The sequence below is a fragment of the Nitrobacter sp. 62-23 genome (genome assembly GCF_001897285.1).
In the GTDB taxonomy this organism is placed as follows: Bacteria; Pseudomonadota; Alphaproteobacteria; order Rhizobiales; family Xanthobacteraceae; genus Nitrobacter.
Genome location: NZ_MKSM01000001.1, coordinates 22,909 through 38,904, shown reverse-complemented (window position 1 = coordinate 38,904; position 15,996 = coordinate 22,909). Strand labels below are relative to the sequence as shown.

At 65.6% G+C, this 15,996-nt stretch carries 11 protein-coding genes and 1 riboswitch; of the genes, 5 read left to right on the top strand and 6 right to left on the bottom strand.

Features of this window, described 5'->3' with window-relative positions; translation table 11 throughout:
* Positions 1–85: 85 nt before the first annotated feature.
* The 3 genes from purH to BGO16_RS00165 form a co-directional block, all read right to left on the bottom strand.
* A complete protein-coding gene (gene purH, locus BGO16_RS00175) occupies positions 86–1,678 on the bottom strand; it encodes a bifunctional phosphoribosylaminoimidazolecarboxamide formyltransferase/IMP cyclohydrolase (RefSeq protein WP_292616012.1) in 1,593 nt (530 codons plus the stop codon).
* Positions 1,679–1,702: 24 nt separating this feature from the next.
* Positions 1,703–1,784, bottom strand: a riboswitch (ZMP/ZTP riboswitch).
* 59 nt (positions 1,785–1,843) lie between these two features.
* Positions 1,844–3,598, bottom strand: a complete 1,755-nt coding sequence (locus BGO16_RS00170; RefSeq protein WP_292616011.1) for a heparinase II/III family protein — start codon at positions 3,596–3,598, stop codon at positions 1,844–1,846.
* Positions 3,599–3,735: 137 nt separating this feature from the next.
* On the bottom strand, positions 3,736–5,085 hold the full coding sequence (locus BGO16_RS00165) for a transcription antitermination factor NusB (RefSeq protein WP_292616009.1): 1,350 nt from the start codon (positions 5,083–5,085) through the stop codon (positions 3,736–3,738).
* A gap of 210 nt (positions 5,086–5,295) precedes the next feature.
* Here BGO16_RS00165 and BGO16_RS00160 point away from each other — a divergent pair, with 210 nt between their 5' ends.
* On the top strand, positions 5,296–5,526 hold the full coding sequence (locus tag BGO16_RS00160) for a succinate dehydrogenase assembly factor 4 (RefSeq protein WP_292616006.1): 231 nt from the start codon (positions 5,296–5,298) through the stop codon (positions 5,524–5,526).
* A gap of 67 nt (positions 5,527–5,593) precedes the next feature.
* Complete coding sequence (locus BGO16_RS00155; protein ID WP_292616004.1) at positions 5,594–6,178, top strand: thermonuclease family protein; 585 nt, start codon at positions 5,594–5,596, stop codon at positions 6,176–6,178.
* Positions 6,179–6,226: 48 nt separating this feature from the next.
* On the opposite strand, the gene BGO16_RS00150 is transcribed toward BGO16_RS00155, so the two are convergent.
* The 3 genes from BGO16_RS00150 to BGO16_RS00140 all read right to left on the bottom strand — a co-directional run bounded on the left by BGO16_RS00150 (position 6,227) and on the right by BGO16_RS00140 (position 9,887).
* Positions 6,227–6,745, bottom strand: a complete 519-nt coding sequence (locus tag BGO16_RS00150; RefSeq protein WP_292616001.1) for a L,D-transpeptidase — start codon at positions 6,743–6,745, stop codon at positions 6,227–6,229.
* A 435-nt stretch (positions 6,746–7,180) separates the two neighbouring features.
* The gene (locus BGO16_RS00145) at positions 7,181–8,812 is read right to left on the bottom strand and encodes a lysine--tRNA ligase (RefSeq protein ID WP_292616017.1); all 1,632 of its coding nucleotides are present in this window, start codon (positions 8,810–8,812) and stop codon (positions 7,181–7,183) included.
* A 133-nt stretch (positions 8,813–8,945) separates the two neighbouring features.
* Positions 8,946–9,887 carry a transporter substrate-binding domain-containing protein gene (locus tag BGO16_RS00140; protein WP_292615999.1) on the bottom strand — a complete coding sequence of 314 codons (942 nt, stop codon included), beginning with the start codon at positions 9,885–9,887 and terminating at the stop codon, positions 8,946–8,948.
* 133 nt (positions 9,888–10,020) lie between these two features.
* Between BGO16_RS00140 and BGO16_RS00135 the strand changes: the two genes are divergently transcribed.
* From BGO16_RS00135 to gyrB, 3 genes are all read left to right on the top strand, one after another.
* Positions 10,021–12,096 carry a glycosyltransferase gene (locus tag BGO16_RS00135; protein WP_292615997.1) on the top strand — a complete coding sequence of 692 codons (2,076 nt, stop codon included), beginning with the start codon at positions 10,021–10,023 and terminating at the stop codon, positions 12,094–12,096.
* Positions 12,093–13,238: a DNA replication/repair protein RecF gene (gene recF, locus BGO16_RS00130; RefSeq protein WP_292615995.1), complete on the top strand. Its 1,146-nt coding sequence runs from the start codon at positions 12,093–12,095 to the stop codon at positions 13,236–13,238. The genes BGO16_RS00135 and recF overlap by 4 nt, the downstream gene beginning before the upstream one ends.
* A 266-nt stretch (positions 13,239–13,504) precedes the next feature.
* Positions 13,505–15,946, top strand: a complete 2,442-nt coding sequence (gyrB, locus tag BGO16_RS00125) for a DNA topoisomerase (ATP-hydrolyzing) subunit B (protein WP_292615993.1) — start codon at positions 13,505–13,507, stop codon at positions 15,944–15,946.
* Positions 15,947–15,996: the final 50 nt, after the last annotated feature.

Sequence of the window (15,996 nt, the reverse complement as noted above, 5' to 3'; positions counted from 1 at the left end):
ACCTGCTTCGCCATCCAAGCCCCCAGATCATGGAAAGCTTGAATCACATAGCCCCGCTCGTGGGAATCCTTATTGAGTACGGACCCTAATGCCGGAAATGTCGGATGCCGGTGAACACCATGGCGATGCCGTGCTCGTCAGCCGCCTTGATGACCTCCTCGTCGCGCATCGAGCCGCCCGGCTGAATGACGGCGGTGGCGCCGGCCTCGACGCAGGCGAGCATCCCGTCGGCGAACGGGAAGAACGCATCCGACGCCACGACCGAGCCCTTGGTCAGCGGCTCCGCGAGCTTTAAGTCGCGCGCCGCGTCCTCGGCCTTGCGAGCCGCGATTCGCGCCGAATCGACGCGGCTCATCTGCCCGGCGCCGATGCCGACGGTAGCGAGGTCCCTGGCATAGACGATGGTGTTGGATTTGACGTGCTTGCCGACCCGGAAAGCGAAGCGGAGATCGCGCATCTCGGCCTCGCTCGGCGCGCGCTTCGTCATAACCTTCAGCGGCATGTCGTCGACGACGGCGTTGTCGCGGGTCTGCACCAGAAGCCCGCCCGCCACCGTCTTTGCGGTCAGGCCGCGCGCGCGGGGATCGGGCAGGCCGCCGGCGAGCAGCAGCCGCAGGTTCTTGCGCTTGCCGATGATGGCGATCGCCTCCTCGGTCGCGTCGGGCGCGATGATGACTTCGGTGAAGATGCCGGCCACCGCATTGGCCGCATCAGCGTCGAGCGTGCGGTTGAAGGCGATGATGCCGCCATAGGCCGAGGTGGTGTCGCAGGCGAGCGCCTTGCGATAGGCGTCGGCGAGATCGGCTCCTTCCGCGACGCCGCAGGGGTTGGCGTGCTTGATGATGACGCAGGCGGCGGTACGCGCCGCATCGAATTCGGCGACGCATTCATAGGCCGCGTCGGTATCGTTGATGTTGTTGTAGGACAGCTCCTTGCCCTGCAACTGCCGCGCGGTGGAGACGCCGGCGCGTCGTTCGGGCGTGCGGTAGAACGCGGCGCTCTGGTGCGGGTTTTCGCCGTAGCGTAACGTCTGCGCAAGACGGCCGCCGATGGCGCGATAGTCCGGCGCGTCGATCTCAAGCTGCGCCGCAAACCAGTTGGAGATCGCGGCGTCATAGGCGGCGGTGCGCGCGTAGGCCTTGGCGGCGAGGCGCTTGCGCAAGCTCAGCGTGGTTGCGCCGGCGTTGGCGGTAAGTTCGTCGAGCACCGCCGGATAATCCTGCGGCTCGACCACGACCGCGACGTCGTCGTGATTTTTCGCGGCAGCGCGGATCATCGCCGGACCGCCGATGTCGATGTTCTCGATGCAGTCCTCGTAAGCCGCGCCTTTGTCGACGGTCGCCTCGAACGGATACAGATTGACCACCAGCAGGTCGATCGGCGCGATGTTATGATCCGCCATCGCTTTCGCATGATCGGCGTTGTCGCGGATCGCCAGCAGACCGCCATGCACCTTCGGGTGCAGCGTCTTGACCCGGCCGTCCATCATTTCCGGAAACCCCGTGAGGTCGGAGACGTCGCTGACTTTCAGCCCGGCTGCGGCGATCGCCCTGGCGGTGCCGCCGGTCGAGACCAGATCAATGCCGAAGCCAGCGAGCGCGCGGGCGAATTCGATCAGGCCTGTCTTGTCGGAAACGGAAAGCAATGCGCGGGTCACGCGGCGCGGGCGGTCGGTCATGGGCAGATCCTCTGTCTGAAGGGATACCTATGCCCAGGCGCGCGGCGGATATGTCCCGCGCTTCCCGATGGTGCTCCATCCAAGGTCGCCAGTCGCGCGAGCGCGGGTTCGTTAGCAGCTTTCGCCGTCCTTCACAACGACAGGAAAAGACCGGGTCTTACGCCGCTACAACGGTAATTCCGGCTGCCGGCTCGCATTGCGGCGCGCGGTGGTGGCCGCGGGCGAAGTGGCCGAACGGACGAAACTCCAGCGCACGCTGGGGGCTTCCCGTGCGCTCTGATGGATCACGATTTGCGCGCTGCGGCGGGGACCGTCGTTGCCGGCGAGAAACACGCTGTCTTCGAGGTCGACGCGGTCGGCGGGCGCGTCGAACGTCCAGACCTCGCGGTTTGGCAGCACCAGCATCACCCCGTGCCCGTCGCTGAGGCGGCTCGCCTTGATCGACGGATGCAGGTGAAAACGCAATGCGTAGTCGATCCGGCTGCCCTTCATGCGGCCGCCGGGCGCGGGCGCCAGGGTGTCTTCGCCCTCCAGCCGCGCGCCGTCATGCACGATCGTCAGGACACGGCGATGAACCAGGCCGAAGCGGGCGAGATAGCCGTCGTGCGAAGCCGTCAGCCGTTCGCCGTCGTCCACCGTCTCGCGAAAGCTTTCGACATTGCGCGGGCCGCCGATGATCGGCGCGCCTTGCAGCAGTCGCTTCATCGCCGACTGCTCGACGAACTGGCAGGATGATGTCTCATGGCAGGTCAGCGTGGAATGCGCCGGCGTGGTGCGCGCGAAGGCGCGCCAGGTGTCGCGGCTGGTCGAGGGCGTACCGCAATTGATGACGATCCGGTTCAGGCCGGAGGACAACTCGAACGACAGGCAGCCGGCATGCGCCTCCTCGCTGAGGTTCGACGGCGGCGGCGGTCCGGTATCGACGATCAGCGTGGTCGCGCCGGCATCGAGGCGCTGGAAGCCGGTGTGCGGCATGTGGGCCATCGGTATGCCGCGGGTGTCGTCATAGGCCAGAAGCGTCGCCAAAAGATCCGACGGCGTGCCGCTCATGCCGTTGAACAGCGCAAAGCTGCCGTCGCCGTGACGGAAGAAACGCAGCATGGGCATCATGCGGTCGATGGCGTTCAATAGCGCCGACGGCGGCGCGATGTTGCGCGCCGCGAAAGTCTGCCGGAGCGGCAGCAGGTCGATCAGCAGTTCGATCAACGCGCCGGGATTGCGCGAGACATGGCCACCATCGGGCAGGATCTGCCGCCGCAATTCGTCGGACAGCTTGCGCGTCGCGGTGCGGATTGTACGGGCCTGGTTGGCGAGGCACAGCGACGCGTAGCACAGCGCGATCAGCACCTGGAGCCGCGGCACGCCGTCGGGCGCGTCGTGCAGGCCGAAACGCAAAAGACGAACGTCGCGGGCCAATGCGCGCAAATAGCGACGATAGAATTTTCCATCGGTTTCGCTGAGCACAAGCGGCGCATGGCACAACAGCGAGACCACGCGACGCGCCATGATGTCGGCGCGGCGCCCGAGCGGCCGCCGGCGCGCCGGATTCGACATCCAGTCGTCCACCAGCGATCGCGCATTGGCGCGCGTGATCGCGGTATCGGCGGCGCGCAGATGCCGCAGCCAGCCGAAACCCAAAAGCGTAGCTTCCCAGTCCTCGGACGGCGGTTCGAGATCGAAGATCGAGCGGGAACGACAGGTGACGATCTTGCCCGCGAACACGAAGCGGCCGGCATAGATTTCGGCGGCGCGGGTGGCGTCGGCCGTGCGCAGGTCATGCGGCGCGATCGTCAGCCGGTCGGCGCGGCCGGGCCACAGCCGCGACAACGCCGCCGGGCCGTCGCCCGCGCGCGCCAGCGTCCGTCGTGCGAAGCGGCGGAGCAACAGCGTTGAAATGTGTCTGCGATGGGCGACCGACACGCTGCGCCTTCGGTATGAGGATTTCCGACGAATCCCTTTCAGTTGATGGGGATTCTTTCGCGAATCTTTTAATCCGGAAAGGCCGGCGACGCACTATCTTGAAATGCCGCGAATCTCCCCGGGATTCGGCTTGGATATCAGGACTTGATCAATCGCGCCGCGTAGAAGCCGTCGAGTCCGCCCAGCCTCGGATCGTCGCGCGGCAGATGGCACGGCAGGGTGCGCAAGTCACCCGCCGGCGTCACCATATCATCCAGTCCGGCAGCGTCCCCGGCGCTGATCGGCGCGCGGCGGACGCCGGTCTCGGACGCGAGCAGCGCGGCGACGACCTGCTCGCCCTCCTCGGGTTCCAGCGAGCAGGTGCAGTAGATCAGCGTCCCGCCGGGCTTGAGCAGCGCGAGTGCTTTTTGCAGCAGCCGGTTTTGCAGGACCGTCAGCGCCGCGATATCCGACTCCTGTTTGAGCCAGGCGACGTCCGGATGACGGCGGATGGTTCCGGTCGCGGAACAGGGCGCGTCGACCAGCACGCCATCGAACCCGCCGACCGCATCATCTTGCCATTCGACGGCGTCGGCGACGAGCGCCCGCGCGTCAAGCGACAGCCGGCCGAGATTTTCGCGGAGCCGCGCCACCCGATTCGGCGAGCGGTCGATCGCGGTCACGTCCGCCCCGGCCTGCGCGAGCTGCGCGGTCTTGCCGCCGGGCGCCGCGCAGAGGTCGGCGATGCGCCGCCCTTTGAGATCGCTGAACAGCCGCGCCGGCAAGGCGGCGGCGGCGTCCTGCACCCACCATCGTCCTTCCGAGAATCCGGGCAGCATCGCAATCGGGCCCTGCAACGCGGTGCGAACGGTTCCGGTCGGCAAAGCCTCGCCATGCAGCCGCGCCGCCCAGTGCGCCGCATCGGCCTTGACGGTGAGATCGAGGGGCGGTTCGTGGCCGAGCGCCGCAGCAATGGCTTTCGCGGCGCTCTCGCCATAATGAGCGGTCCATCGCGACATCAGCCATGGCGGAACATCGAGCGCCTCCGAGCGGACCTCATCGATCAGGCCCTGACCCTCGCGGGCGCAGCGACGCAGCACCGCGTTGACCAGCCCGGCATATTTCGCCGCGCGGCGGTCCGATTGCACGAGCCGCACCGACAGGTCGACGGCGGCATGATCCGGCACATCCATCCAGAGAATCTGCGCGGCGCCGATCAGAAGCGCGCTCTGGGCGCGCGGCGCGTCGGTCGGGACGCCGCGATCGAGCAGCCGCGACAGCAAATGGCCGAGCGTTCCGAGCCGGCGCAGGATCGTCGCCACAAGGCGCCGCATCAAGGCGCGGTCGCGATCAGCGAGCGCCTTCAGGCCGGGATGCGCGGCCGCGCCTTCGAGCTGTTCGTCGAGCGTGCGACGCTTGTGCAGGACGCCGTCGAGGATATCCGCTGCGATGCGCCGGGCTGCGAGGCCGGGGACCTCGGTAGGCGGTGCGAATCTGGTTGACGGCATGAGGCGGGCAAATCGCTTGAAAGTGAGGGATGGCGGATACGCATCGTCCGGCATCCGCGGCAGGACCGGATTCATGACATGCGAATATGCCAAATATAAGAATCGCCATCATGTTCACGCATTCGGAACATGATTTGTGGTGGAAGGCGACGTTGCCGGCGACAAGGATTCACCTCACCCGCCGGAGAATCGCGACGGGAGGATTATGACATGGCGGACGAGCCTTCGATCTTGCCACACACCGATCCGGCCGATGCGCAAAAGCGGCTGACGCCGGCAGCCCGTCGTGCGCTGGCCGAGGCGGAGGCCCGCCGTGCCGCCTCAAAAGCCGCTGCCGCTGCCAGTCCCGAAAAGAACCCGACGGAAATCCAGGGACCGAAAGGCCCCGAGCCGACGCGGTTCGGCGACTGGGAGCGAAACGGAATCGCAACAGACTTCTGAGAGGATCATTTTCCGTCTCGCCGTTTTCCAGCTTGCGGTTTGGGTCGAATCGGGCCACATTAGGAAAATGTACCCATATAGCAGAATAAATGCATCGCAGGGATCGCGTTGGCGCGGCCGCCTCTCGCCGATCCTGCCCTGGATTTTCACTTTAGGCGTGGTGGCGGGCACCATGCTGCCGGTCCGGAACTGGGTACATTGGCCGCCGGCGATCCTTAACCAGACGTCGCTGCCGTCCCCGACCGACGCGCGCGCGATCTGGGCGCGGGCCGCCGATTCCGCAGCGCGGCACCAGGTCGAGGTAATCAGAACGATTGACGGCGACACCTTCGAGGCGCTGGTTCATCTGTGGCCCGGTCTCGACATGACGACGCGGGTGCGGCTGCGCGGCATCGACGCCGCGGAAATGAAGGCCGCATGCGCCGAGGAATTTCGGCTGGCGCAAGTCGCGAGCGCCCGGTTGCGCGATCTGCTCAGCGAGGGGGGCGTTACCATCGCCAATATCGGGCCCGATAAATATAACGGGCGCGTTCTTGCCGATGCAGCCACGGCGCGAACGCCCGACGTCTCGGCGGCGATGCTGGCTGGGGGTTACGCCCGCGCCTATCACGGCGGTCATCGCGGAAGCTGGTGCGACAGCGCGAGGCGGTAGCTTGCGGTTTGGCTCGACGACCTTGGCGCTAACGATGGCGGCTCTCAGTCAGCGTTCCGTCACCACAACCGGCGTTCCGATCGAAACGCGCCGATAGAGGTCGTCGATGTCGTTGTTGTACATGCGGATGCAGCCATACGATACGAAATGACCGACCGACTGCGGCCGGTTGGTGCCGTGAATGGCGTATTGCCCGCCACCGGACAGCGTCATCGCCGCGACGCCCATCGGATTCGACGGAGAGCCTCCCGCAATCACGTCCGGAATATTCGGGTGGTCGCGCTTGACGTCCGCCGGCGGCGCCCATGCCGGGTTGCGATACTTGCCTTCGATCTGCGCGGTGCCGGTCCATTGCTTGCCGGCCTTGCCGACGCCGACCGGATAGCGGATCGCGCGATCGGAATCGACGATCAGGTAGAGCCGGCGCTCATTAGTCTTCACCACGATGGTGCCCGGCGCATAATCACCGCTGTAGCTCACCTCCTCCGGCCGCGCCTCAACCGGCGGGGTCATGAGCAAGCTGGCTCCGATCGTGGCGGCCAACGCCACCATAGCCCTCGTCAACATCCCCATGCTCCAAGGCCGCCCCGCAGCCGCATCGGTCAAATTCGGAAAGCGTCCGGGCCATTCGCTAGCGCGTCGTCACCCTGCGATTCGAATACGCCGTCTCGGCCATTCAAGTAAAATTGCCTGAACAAAGTAAATGACCGGAAAACAACATCGGAAGGCAGAACCGCTGCCACCAAGCGGAGACACGTGCAGTCGGGGTCATCCGTTCGGAAGCGCAGAGCGCGAACCCGCCGGTGAGGTGGGGGCAGTCACCGGCGGGCCGGGAGTAGACGGGAGACCTCGGGGGAAAGGCCCGTCCAGCCGGTTAATGTCGTGGATGACGAGACGTTCCTAGTCCAACGACACAAAAACCCGCCGGTCGGCAGGTCACGTTTTTGCGGTTTCCGCAGATCTTCTCCCGACGCGGTACCCGAGGGGGATCGCCAAAACCCGCTATCCTGCCCGCGCCAGCGCGCCGTCGATCATCGCGATGGCATTCTGCAAGCCATAGACCGCGACGAACGAGCCGAAGCGCGGTCCCTTCTCCTGTCCGAGCAGCACCTGATAAAGCATGTTGAACCAGTCGAGCGCGACGCCGGGGCGACCGTCCTTGGCGAGCTTCTTGTGGTTGAGAAAGGGCTCGCGTCGGCCGATCTCATAGACCACGTTCTGAATGTCTTCGGCCGAGGCGTCTTCGGGCAATTGCGACAGCGCATCACGCAGGTCCTGCAACGCGGCGCGCTCGCTCCCCGTCGGCTCGCGGAATTTTTTGGCCGGCGCGACGAAGTCGCGGTAATAGTTGATGGCGTAGCCGACCAGCGCGTCGAGCTTGCGATGGGTCTGCGGCGTGACGCCGGGGCGATAGCGGCCGATGAAGCCCCACAGTGTTTCGGCATTCTCCGCATTCGATGACGACACCAGCGTCAGCAGTAACTGGAACGTGACCGGCATGTCGGCCTCCGGCGGCCGGCCGGAATGAATATGCCAGACCGGGTTGGCGAGCTGCTGCCTTGCATCCTGCCGCGGATAGCCTTCCAGGAACTGCTGGTAGTCGTCGACGTTGCGCGGGATGACATCGAAATGCAGCCGCTTCGCCGCCTTCGGTTCGCGGTACATGAACAGCGAGAGCGATTCCGGCGAGGCATAGCGCAGCCATTCGTCGATGGTCAGGCCGTTGCCCTTGGATTTCGAAATCTTATGGCCCTTGTCGTCGAGGAACAGCTCGTAGTTGAAGCCTTCCGGCGGCGCGCCGCCGAGCGCGGAACAGATCTTGCCCGACAGCTTGACCGAATCGATCAGGTCCTTTCCCGCCATTTCATAATCAACCCCGAGCGCGGTCCAGCGCATGGCCCAGTCCGGCTTCCACTGCAATTTGCAATGCCCGCCAGTGACGGAGACCGTGACGCGCTCGTTGGTTTCGGGATCGTCATAGCAGACCGTGCCGGCCTTCGCGTCGTGCGCAACGATCGGCACCTGCAACACCACGCCGGTGCGCGGGCAGATGGGCAGGAACGGCGAATAGCTCGCAGCGCGTTCCTCGCGCAAGCTGGGCAGCATGATCGCCATCACCCTGTCGATGTTCTCAAGCACCTTCAGAAGCGTCGCGTCGAAACGGCCCGAGGTGTAGTAGGCCGTTGAACTGGCGAACTCGTAGTCGAAGCCGAAGGTGTCGAGGAAGGTACGCAGGCGGGCGTTGTTGTGTTCGCCGAAGCTGTCATGCGTGCCGAAGGGATCGCGCACTTTCGTCAGCGGCTTGCCGAGATCCCGTGCCAGCAGCTCCTTGTTGGGCACATTGTCCGGCACCTTGCGCAGGCCGTCCATGTCGTCGGAAAACGCCAGCAGCCGCGTCTTGATCCGGTCTTCGGTCAGCACCCGGAAGGCGTGACGCACCATGGTGGTGCGCGCGACCTCGCCGAAAGTGCCGATATGCGGCAGCCCGGAGGGACCGTAGCCGGTCTCGAACAGCACCTCGTCCTTTGGTTTCTTCTTCAGGCGCGCGACGATCTGCTTCGCCTGCTCGAACGGCCACGCATTGGATTGTTCGGCGAGGCCACGCAGATCGCTCGCTGACATCAGGTCTGACATTTCACTCACTTCACTCTCCATGGCGCGCGCGGCGTCTTCCGTGCCGTCACGCCAATTTTTGATTGAGCATGATCCTATCCGAAAACCGGTCCCCCCTTGGCGCTGGCGCGGCGCTTCGCGCCGGGATCATGCTCTAAAAGGGACTGACGGAAAAATACCGCAGCCACAGGTCGGTATAGCGGCCCTTTTCCCAGATCCGGAACAGCGCCCAGTTCAGGGCCTGGCGCAACACGTCGTTGCCCTTCTTCACGGCGATGCCGACGCCATCGCCGAAATAGCGGCTCTCGACGAACGGGCCGCCGCTGAACGCGCAGCAGCCTTCCGAATCGGTGCCATTGATCCAGAACGCCAGTCCGATGGCGTCGCCGAAGATGAAGTCGACCTCGCCCTTCCGCAGCGCCTGCCGAAGCGCCTCGTCATTCGGATAGGCATGCAGTTCGGCGTCGGTGAAGAAAGCCTTGAGATAGGCCTCGTGCGCGGAGCCTGCGATCACGCCGACCTTCTTGCCCTCGAGATATTCCGGGCGCACCTCGGGTATCACGGCGTCGCGCCGCGACACGAATCGCGCCGGCGGCCGATAATACGGATCGGTGAAGTCCACCCGCTTGCGCAATTCCGGCGTCACCGCCAGCGAGGCGATGATGGCGTCGCCGCGGTTGCTGGTGAGCGCGTCCACCAGCGTCTCGAAGCGCCGCATCTGGATCGTGCAGGTGACCTTGATCTCCTCGCACAGGGAGCGCGCCAGATCGACATTGAAGCCGGCCGGATTGCCGTCGGGGCCGGTGAAGTTAAAGGGCGGATAGTCGGTCTCGGTCAAAAAGCGGATCACGGTCAGGCGGGACAGATCGGGGCGGTCCGGGCGGCGGCGCGGATCCCAGAAGCCCGGGACCGCCTGCGGCGCGACGCCCGGGGTCTTCGCCGCGGCCGCCACGGCGGTTGCCGTGGTCTGCGCGCGCGCACCCTCGATCGTCGCTCCTGAAACCAGGAGCCCGCAGGCGACCAGCAGCCAACCCAGCAGCATCGCTCGGCCGCGCGTCAATCTTTCGTTGGGGGAAACGGTATTCTGTGGTTGCATCGAGCGGGGCTTTTCGGACGGAGGTCTTATAAACCATCCGGAGCGAGACGCGAGTATCGTTTATTGCTGGGGGCGTCATTTGGCGGGGTGGGATCGTGTCAGGGATAGCACAGGGGCCACCACGCGGCAGCAGATGATGCCTGCGGGTTCGCTGCCGTCGGCGGCCTTTCCCGTCGGCGCTGTTCACACGCCGCAATCAAGCAACGACAACCGGCTGTGGGAGTTGGGCCCGGCGAGCGAGCTGGATTGCCTGCGACAGGTGTTCGCGCCCTCGCTGCTGAGAGCAGCCGAAGCGCGTGGCCGGGAACTCGGCATCGGTGCGGACCAGGTGCTGATCCGATCGGGCGTCATTGATGAGGACGCCTATTTGCAGGCGCTGTCCCTTCACACGGGTCTTGCGATCGAACCGTTCACCGAAACCTCCCGCGTCGATTGCCTCCTGCCCGATCACCACCTGCCCCACGCGGCCGAACACGGGCTGCTTCCGCTGCGCCGGCATGACCGGCTGGTCTGGGCGGTCGCACCGCGCGGCCTGGCCACGCGAAGACTCTGTCGCCTGGTCGCCGAATATCCATCCTTATGCGATCGGATCTGTCTGACATCGACGCGAGACCTCAATCAGTTTCTGCTGCGGCACGAGGCCGGGGACGCGCTCGGTCGGTCGGCCGCCAACGCGCTCGGCCGGCGATTTCCCGACCTGTCCGCCGCGCCGGTTGCCGGCGGCGCTTCCGGCGCGCTGCGGACCATGCGGCACCTTGCGAAGACCGGCGTCCTGACCGTCATGATGACGCTGGTGTCCGCCTCGGTCCTGGATATCCTGAACAGCGTGCTGGCGGTATGGTTTCTGGCATTCATCGGCCTGCGGCTCGCGGCCAGCCTGAGGCCGCCGCGCCCGAAGGCGCGATTGCCCCGTATCTCGGACGACCGTCTGCCGGTCTACACCGTGATCGCGGCGCTCTACCGCGAGGCGTCCTCGGTCGCATCGCTGATGCAGGCCATCGGCGCCTTCGATTACCCGCGCGAAAAACTCGACGTCATCGTCGTCATCGAACTCGACGATCTCGAAACCCGCGCCGCACTTGCGAGGCTCGGCCCGATGCCGCACGTCCAGGTGCTGCTTGCTCCGGCGGAAGGGCCACGCACCAAGCCGAAGGCTTTGAATTGCGCACTGCCATTCGCGCGCGGCAGCTTCACCGCCGTTTTCGACGCCGAGGACCGTCCCGATCCGGGCCAACTCCGCGCCGCGCTCGACGCCTTTCGCGTCCAGGACGCTGACGTGGCCTGCGCGCAGGCCAGCCTGTGCATCGAAAATCAGTCGGATAGCTGGCTCTCGGGCATGTTCGCCGCCGAATATGCCGGGCAGTTCGATGCTTTCCTTCCGGGGCTCGCATCTTTCGGCGGACCGCTGCCGCTCGGCGGGTCGTCGAATCACTTCCGCACCGCGGTTCTTCGCGAGGTGGGCGGCTGGGATGCCTATAACGTCACCGAGGACGCCGACCTCGGCTTCCGGCTGGCGCGCTTCGGCTACCGGTCAACCACCTTCGCTTCGACAACTCTCGAGGAGGCGCCAGCGCGTTTTGGCGGATGGTTGCGCCAGCGCTCGCGGTGGATGAAGGGATGGATGCAGACCTGGAGCGTCCACATGCGCCGACCCCGGCGGCTGTGGAGGGATGCGGGCGCGAAAGGTTTTTTCACGCTGAACGTCATCGTCGGCGGCAATGTGCTGACGGCACTGGCCTTTCCGATTCTTGCCGCCGACCTGGCGATCCATGCGCTGACGCGCTCCGGCGACGGGCCGGGATGGCTCGCAAGCCCGCTCATGCTGTTCCATCTGACCACGATCGTCGCCGGATTCGTCTCGACGATCGTGGTCGGACTCATGGGGCTGGCGCGGCGCGGGCAGTTGCGGCAGGGCTGGATCCTGGTGCTGACGCCGTTCTACTGGGCCTGCCTTTCGATCGCGGCGTGGCGCGCGCTGTATCAACTGCTGAGGGAGCCATATCGATGGGAGAAGACCGAACACGGCCTTTCTCCGCAGATCCGCTCAAGCGCCGCACTCACCGACAGCGAACCGGCATCGAAGGTACGCCCCCGAAAGCGGGCACCCAGTATTCCGTTACGCATCCATCGTCCGCATCGCGCCTTGCGGATGACTGGATCATCCGCCTTCGCGGACGATCGCCGGGGATGTGATAATCCTTATCCATGATCCCCTCCCGCATCCTGCGCCTCAGCCTCACCCGCTTCCGCAACTACGGCGCGGCCGGGCTTGAGACGCGCGGCGACGTGGTCGTGCTGGTGGGGGCGAACGGGGCCGGCAAGACCAATTGCCTCGAAGCCATATCGCTGCTGTCGCCGGGGCGCGGATTGCGGCGCGCCGCGCGCGAAGCCTTTGCCAACATCCAGGGCGACGGCTCCTGGGCGGTTTCGGCCGAGGTGGAAGGCGCGCTCGGCCTCGCGACGCTCGGCACCGGCATCGACGCGCCGAACGATGAAGCCCAAAGCAGCAGCCGGCGCTGCCGGATCGACCGCGAGCCCGCGGGCTCCGCGGCGGCGTTCGGCGACCACCTGCGCATGGTGTGGCTGACGCCTTCGATGGACGGCCTGTTCGCCGGGCCGACATCGGAACGGCGGCGCTTTCTCGACCGCCTGGTGCTAGGGGTCGACAGCGATCACTCCGGCCGCGTCGCGGCGCTGGAGCGCAGCCTGCGCTCGCGCAACCGCCTGCTGGAAACGCGCAACTTCGACGACCACTGGTGCGCCGCCGTCGAGCGCGAAACCGCAGAGCTTGCCGTCGCGGTCGCGGCGATGCGCGCGCAAACCGTGACGCGCCTTGCGGCCGCGCTGGAAGCGCGCGGCGCGGCCTCCGCTTTCCCCTCGGCCAGCATCAGGCTCGACGGCTGGATGGAAAACGCTCTCCGCAGCGAACCGGCCACAGCGGTGGAGGACCGCTACCGCGCGATCCTGCGCGACAATCGCGTCCGTGATGCAGCCGCCGGCCGCACGCTCGATGGTCCGCACCTCACCGATCTCGAAGTGAGCTACGCGCCCAAGAACATGTTGGCGAAGGACGCCTCCACCGGCGAGCAGAAGGCGCTTCTGATCGGACTCGTGCTTGCCCATGCGGGTCTCGTCGCCGAGATGACGGGGATCGTGCCGCTGCTGCTGCTCGACGAGGTGGTGGCGCATCTGGATCCCGACCGCCGCGTCGCGCTGTTCGACGAACTGACCCGATTGGGCGCGCAGGTCTGGATGAGCGGCGCCGATCCGGCCGCGTTCGCGCATGTCGGTGCCGGCAGCGAGATATTCGATGTCGATCAGGGCCGGATCGCCCGCCGACCGCCACCGTGACGCCACGTCAACTCCCTAAAGCTTCAACAGGGAAGGCCGCAAACGTCCGGCTTCACACGCCTGTTTTCGCGGTCCCGGAATCGCTGTTTTGGGAGCTCCCCGAATCGGCTGTTCCCGCCCTTGAAAAACAACGTAAAAAACACATATATTCAATGGCTTGTAAGCGGTCACTTTGCGCTAGGCGCGGTGCCGCTTTCATGTCAGAAATAAAGCTTCTCGGCCGCGCTCATACGCGGCTGATTCGGGACATCTTCTGAAGGCCTTTCATGAACGAACCTGCCCGGCAGCAACTTGCCGACACCCAGCCTGTCGCGCCCGTCGAATACGGCGCGGAATCGATCCGGGTTCTCAAGGGCCTCGACGCCGTGCGCAAGCGCCCCGGCATGTATATCGGCGACACCGATGACGGCTCGGGCCTGCACCACATGGTCTATGAAGTCGTCGACAACGCCATCGACGAAGCGCTGGCGGGACACGCCACGGTGGTGGAGGTGATTCTCAACGCTGACAATTCTGTCACTGTGCGCGACAATGGCCGCGGCATCCCCGTCGGCATCCACAAGGGCGAAGGCATTTCCGCGGCCGAGGTCATCATGACCCAGCTCCACGCCGGCGGAAAGTTCGACCAGAATTCCTACAAGGTCTCCGGCGGTCTGCACGGCGTCGGCGTCTCCGTCGTCAACGCGCTGTCGAGCAAGCTCGCGCTGCGCATCTGGCGCGACGGCAAGGAGCATTACGTCGAATTCGCGCACGGCGACTCCGTCGCGCCGCTGAAAGTGGTCGGCGACGCCGCCGGCAAGCGCGGCACCGAGGTCACGTTCCTCGCCTCGACGGAAACCTTCAAGAACGTCGAATACGATTTCGCGACGCTGGAGCATCGGCTGCGCGAACTTGCCTTCCTCAATTCCGGCGTCAATATCCTTCTGGCCGACAGGCGCGGCGCCGTGGAGAAGCGTGAGGAGATGCGCTACGACGGCGGCGTCGAAGAATTCGTCAAGTTCCTCGATCGCAACAAAAAGGCCGTGGTGCCGGCGCCGATCATTGTGCGCGCCGACATGAACGGCATCGGCGTCGAAGCCGCGCTGTGGTGGAACGACAGCTATCATGAAAACGTGCTGTGCTTCACCAACAACATTCCGCAGCGCGACGGCGGCACCCATCTCGCGGGCTTTCGCGGCGCGCTGACGCGGCAGGTCAACGGCTATGCCGACGCCATGGCCAAGAAGGAGAGAATCGCGCTGACCGGCGACGATTGCCGGGAAGGCCTGACCGCCGTGCTGTCGGTAAAGGTGCCGGACCCGAAATTCTCGTCGCAAACCAAGGACAAGCTGGTCTCCTCCGAAGTCCGCCCCGTGGTCGAGAACGTCATCAACGAGGCGTTGGCGGCGTGGTTCGAGGAACACCCGACCGAAGCCAGGATCATCGTCGGCAAGGTGGTGGAAGCCGCCGCAGCCCGCGAAGCCGCGCGAAAAGCGCGCGAACTGACGCGGCGCAAGGGCGCGCTCGACATCGCTTCGCTTCCGGGCAAGCTAGCCGACTGCCAGGAGCGCGATCCGGCCAAGTCGGAATTGTTCATCGTCGAGGGCGATTCCGCCGGCGGCAGCGCCAAGCAGGGCCGCAACCGTGAATTCCAGGCCGTGCTGCCGTTGCGCGGCAAGATCCTCAACGTCGAGCGCGCGCGTTTCGACAAGATGCTGTCGTCCGAGCAGATCGGCACGCTGATCACGGCGCTCGGCACCGGCATCGGCCGCGACGACTTCGACCTGTCGAAGCTGCGCTATCACAAGATCATCGTGATGACCGACGCCGACGTCGACGGCGCTCATATCCGCACGCTGCTGCTGACATTCTTCTTCCGCCAGATGCCGGCGCTGATCGAGGCCGGTCACCTCTATATCGCGCAGCCTCCCCTCTACAAGGTCACGCGCGGCAAGTCCGAGCAATACCTGAAGGACGAACGCGCGCTGGAAGATTACCTGATCGAGACCGGGCTCGACGACTGCGTGTTCAAGCTCGCAACCGGCGAGGACCGCAGCGGCCGCGACCTGCAGGCGCTTGTCGAGGATGCCCGCATTATCCGCAACGTGCTGCACAATCTGCACAGCCGCTACAACCGCGCGGTCATCGAACAGGCCGCGATCGCCGGCGTGCTCAACCCGAAGGTGACCGGCGATCCTGCCACCGCAACCGCCGCCGCCGACTACATCGCCAAGCGGCTGGATGCGCTGGCCGACGAGGTCGAGCGCGGCTGGAGCGGACGCTTCGCCGAAGGCGAAGGTTTTTTCTTCGAACGCACCGTGCGAGGCGTCAAGGACGTCGCCATGATCGACGATGCGCTGCTCGGCTCGGCCGATGCGCGCAAGCTCGACGAATACGCGGCGAAACTGCAGGAGGCCTATCCGCGGCCCGGCCTTCTGCGCCGCAAGGATACGGAGACCGCGATTCACGGTCCGGTCGGCCTGTTCGAGGCGGTGACCGATTCGGGGCGCAAAGGCGTGGCGCTGCAACGCTACAAAGGTCTCGGCGAGATGAACCCCGACCAGCTCTGGGAGACCACGCTCGACACCAACGAGCGGTCGCTGCTGCAGGTGAAGATCAAGGAAGTCGACGAGGCCGACGACATCTTCACCAAGCTGATGGGCGACGTGGTGGAACCGCGCCGTGAGTTCATCCAGGACAACTCGCTCAGCGCCAACGTGGATGTGTGAGCCGGCACCGCGCGCAACCACGTCCCGCATATCCGGTGGTCCGTAGCTGG

Bases quoted from the DNA above. Each gene is read 5' to 3' on its own strand.
- BGO16_RS00145 (WP_292616017.1), bottom strand. From the start codon at position 8,812: ATGTCAGACCTGATGTCAGCGAGCGATCTGCGTGGCCTCGCCGAACAA.
- BGO16_RS00155 (WP_292616004.1), top strand. From the start codon at position 5,594: ATGTACCCATATAGCAGAATAAATGCATCGCAGGGATCGCGTTGGCGC.
- purH (WP_292616012.1), bottom strand. From the start codon at position 1,678: ATGACCGACCGCCCGCGCCGCGTGACCCGCGCATTGCTTTCCGTTTCC.
- BGO16_RS00165 (WP_292616009.1), bottom strand. From the start codon at position 5,085: ATGCCGTCAACCAGATTCGCACCGCCTACCGAGGTCCCCGGCCTCGCA.
- BGO16_RS00160 (WP_292616006.1), top strand. From the start codon at position 5,296: ATGGCGGACGAGCCTTCGATCTTGCCACACACCGATCCGGCCGATGCG.
- BGO16_RS00150 (WP_292616001.1), bottom strand. From the start codon at position 6,745: ATGTTGACGAGGGCTATGGTGGCGTTGGCCGCCACGATCGGAGCCAGC.
- BGO16_RS00140 (WP_292615999.1), bottom strand. From the start codon at position 9,887: ATGCAACCACAGAATACCGTTTCCCCCAACGAAAGATTGACGCGCGGC.
- BGO16_RS00135 (WP_292615997.1), top strand. From the start codon at position 10,021: ATGATGCCTGCGGGTTCGCTGCCGTCGGCGGCCTTTCCCGTCGGCGCT.
- recF (WP_292615995.1), top strand. From the start codon at position 12,093: ATGATCCCCTCCCGCATCCTGCGCCTCAGCCTCACCCGCTTCCGCAAC.
- gyrB (WP_292615993.1), top strand. From the start codon at position 13,505: ATGAACGAACCTGCCCGGCAGCAACTTGCCGACACCCAGCCTGTCGCG.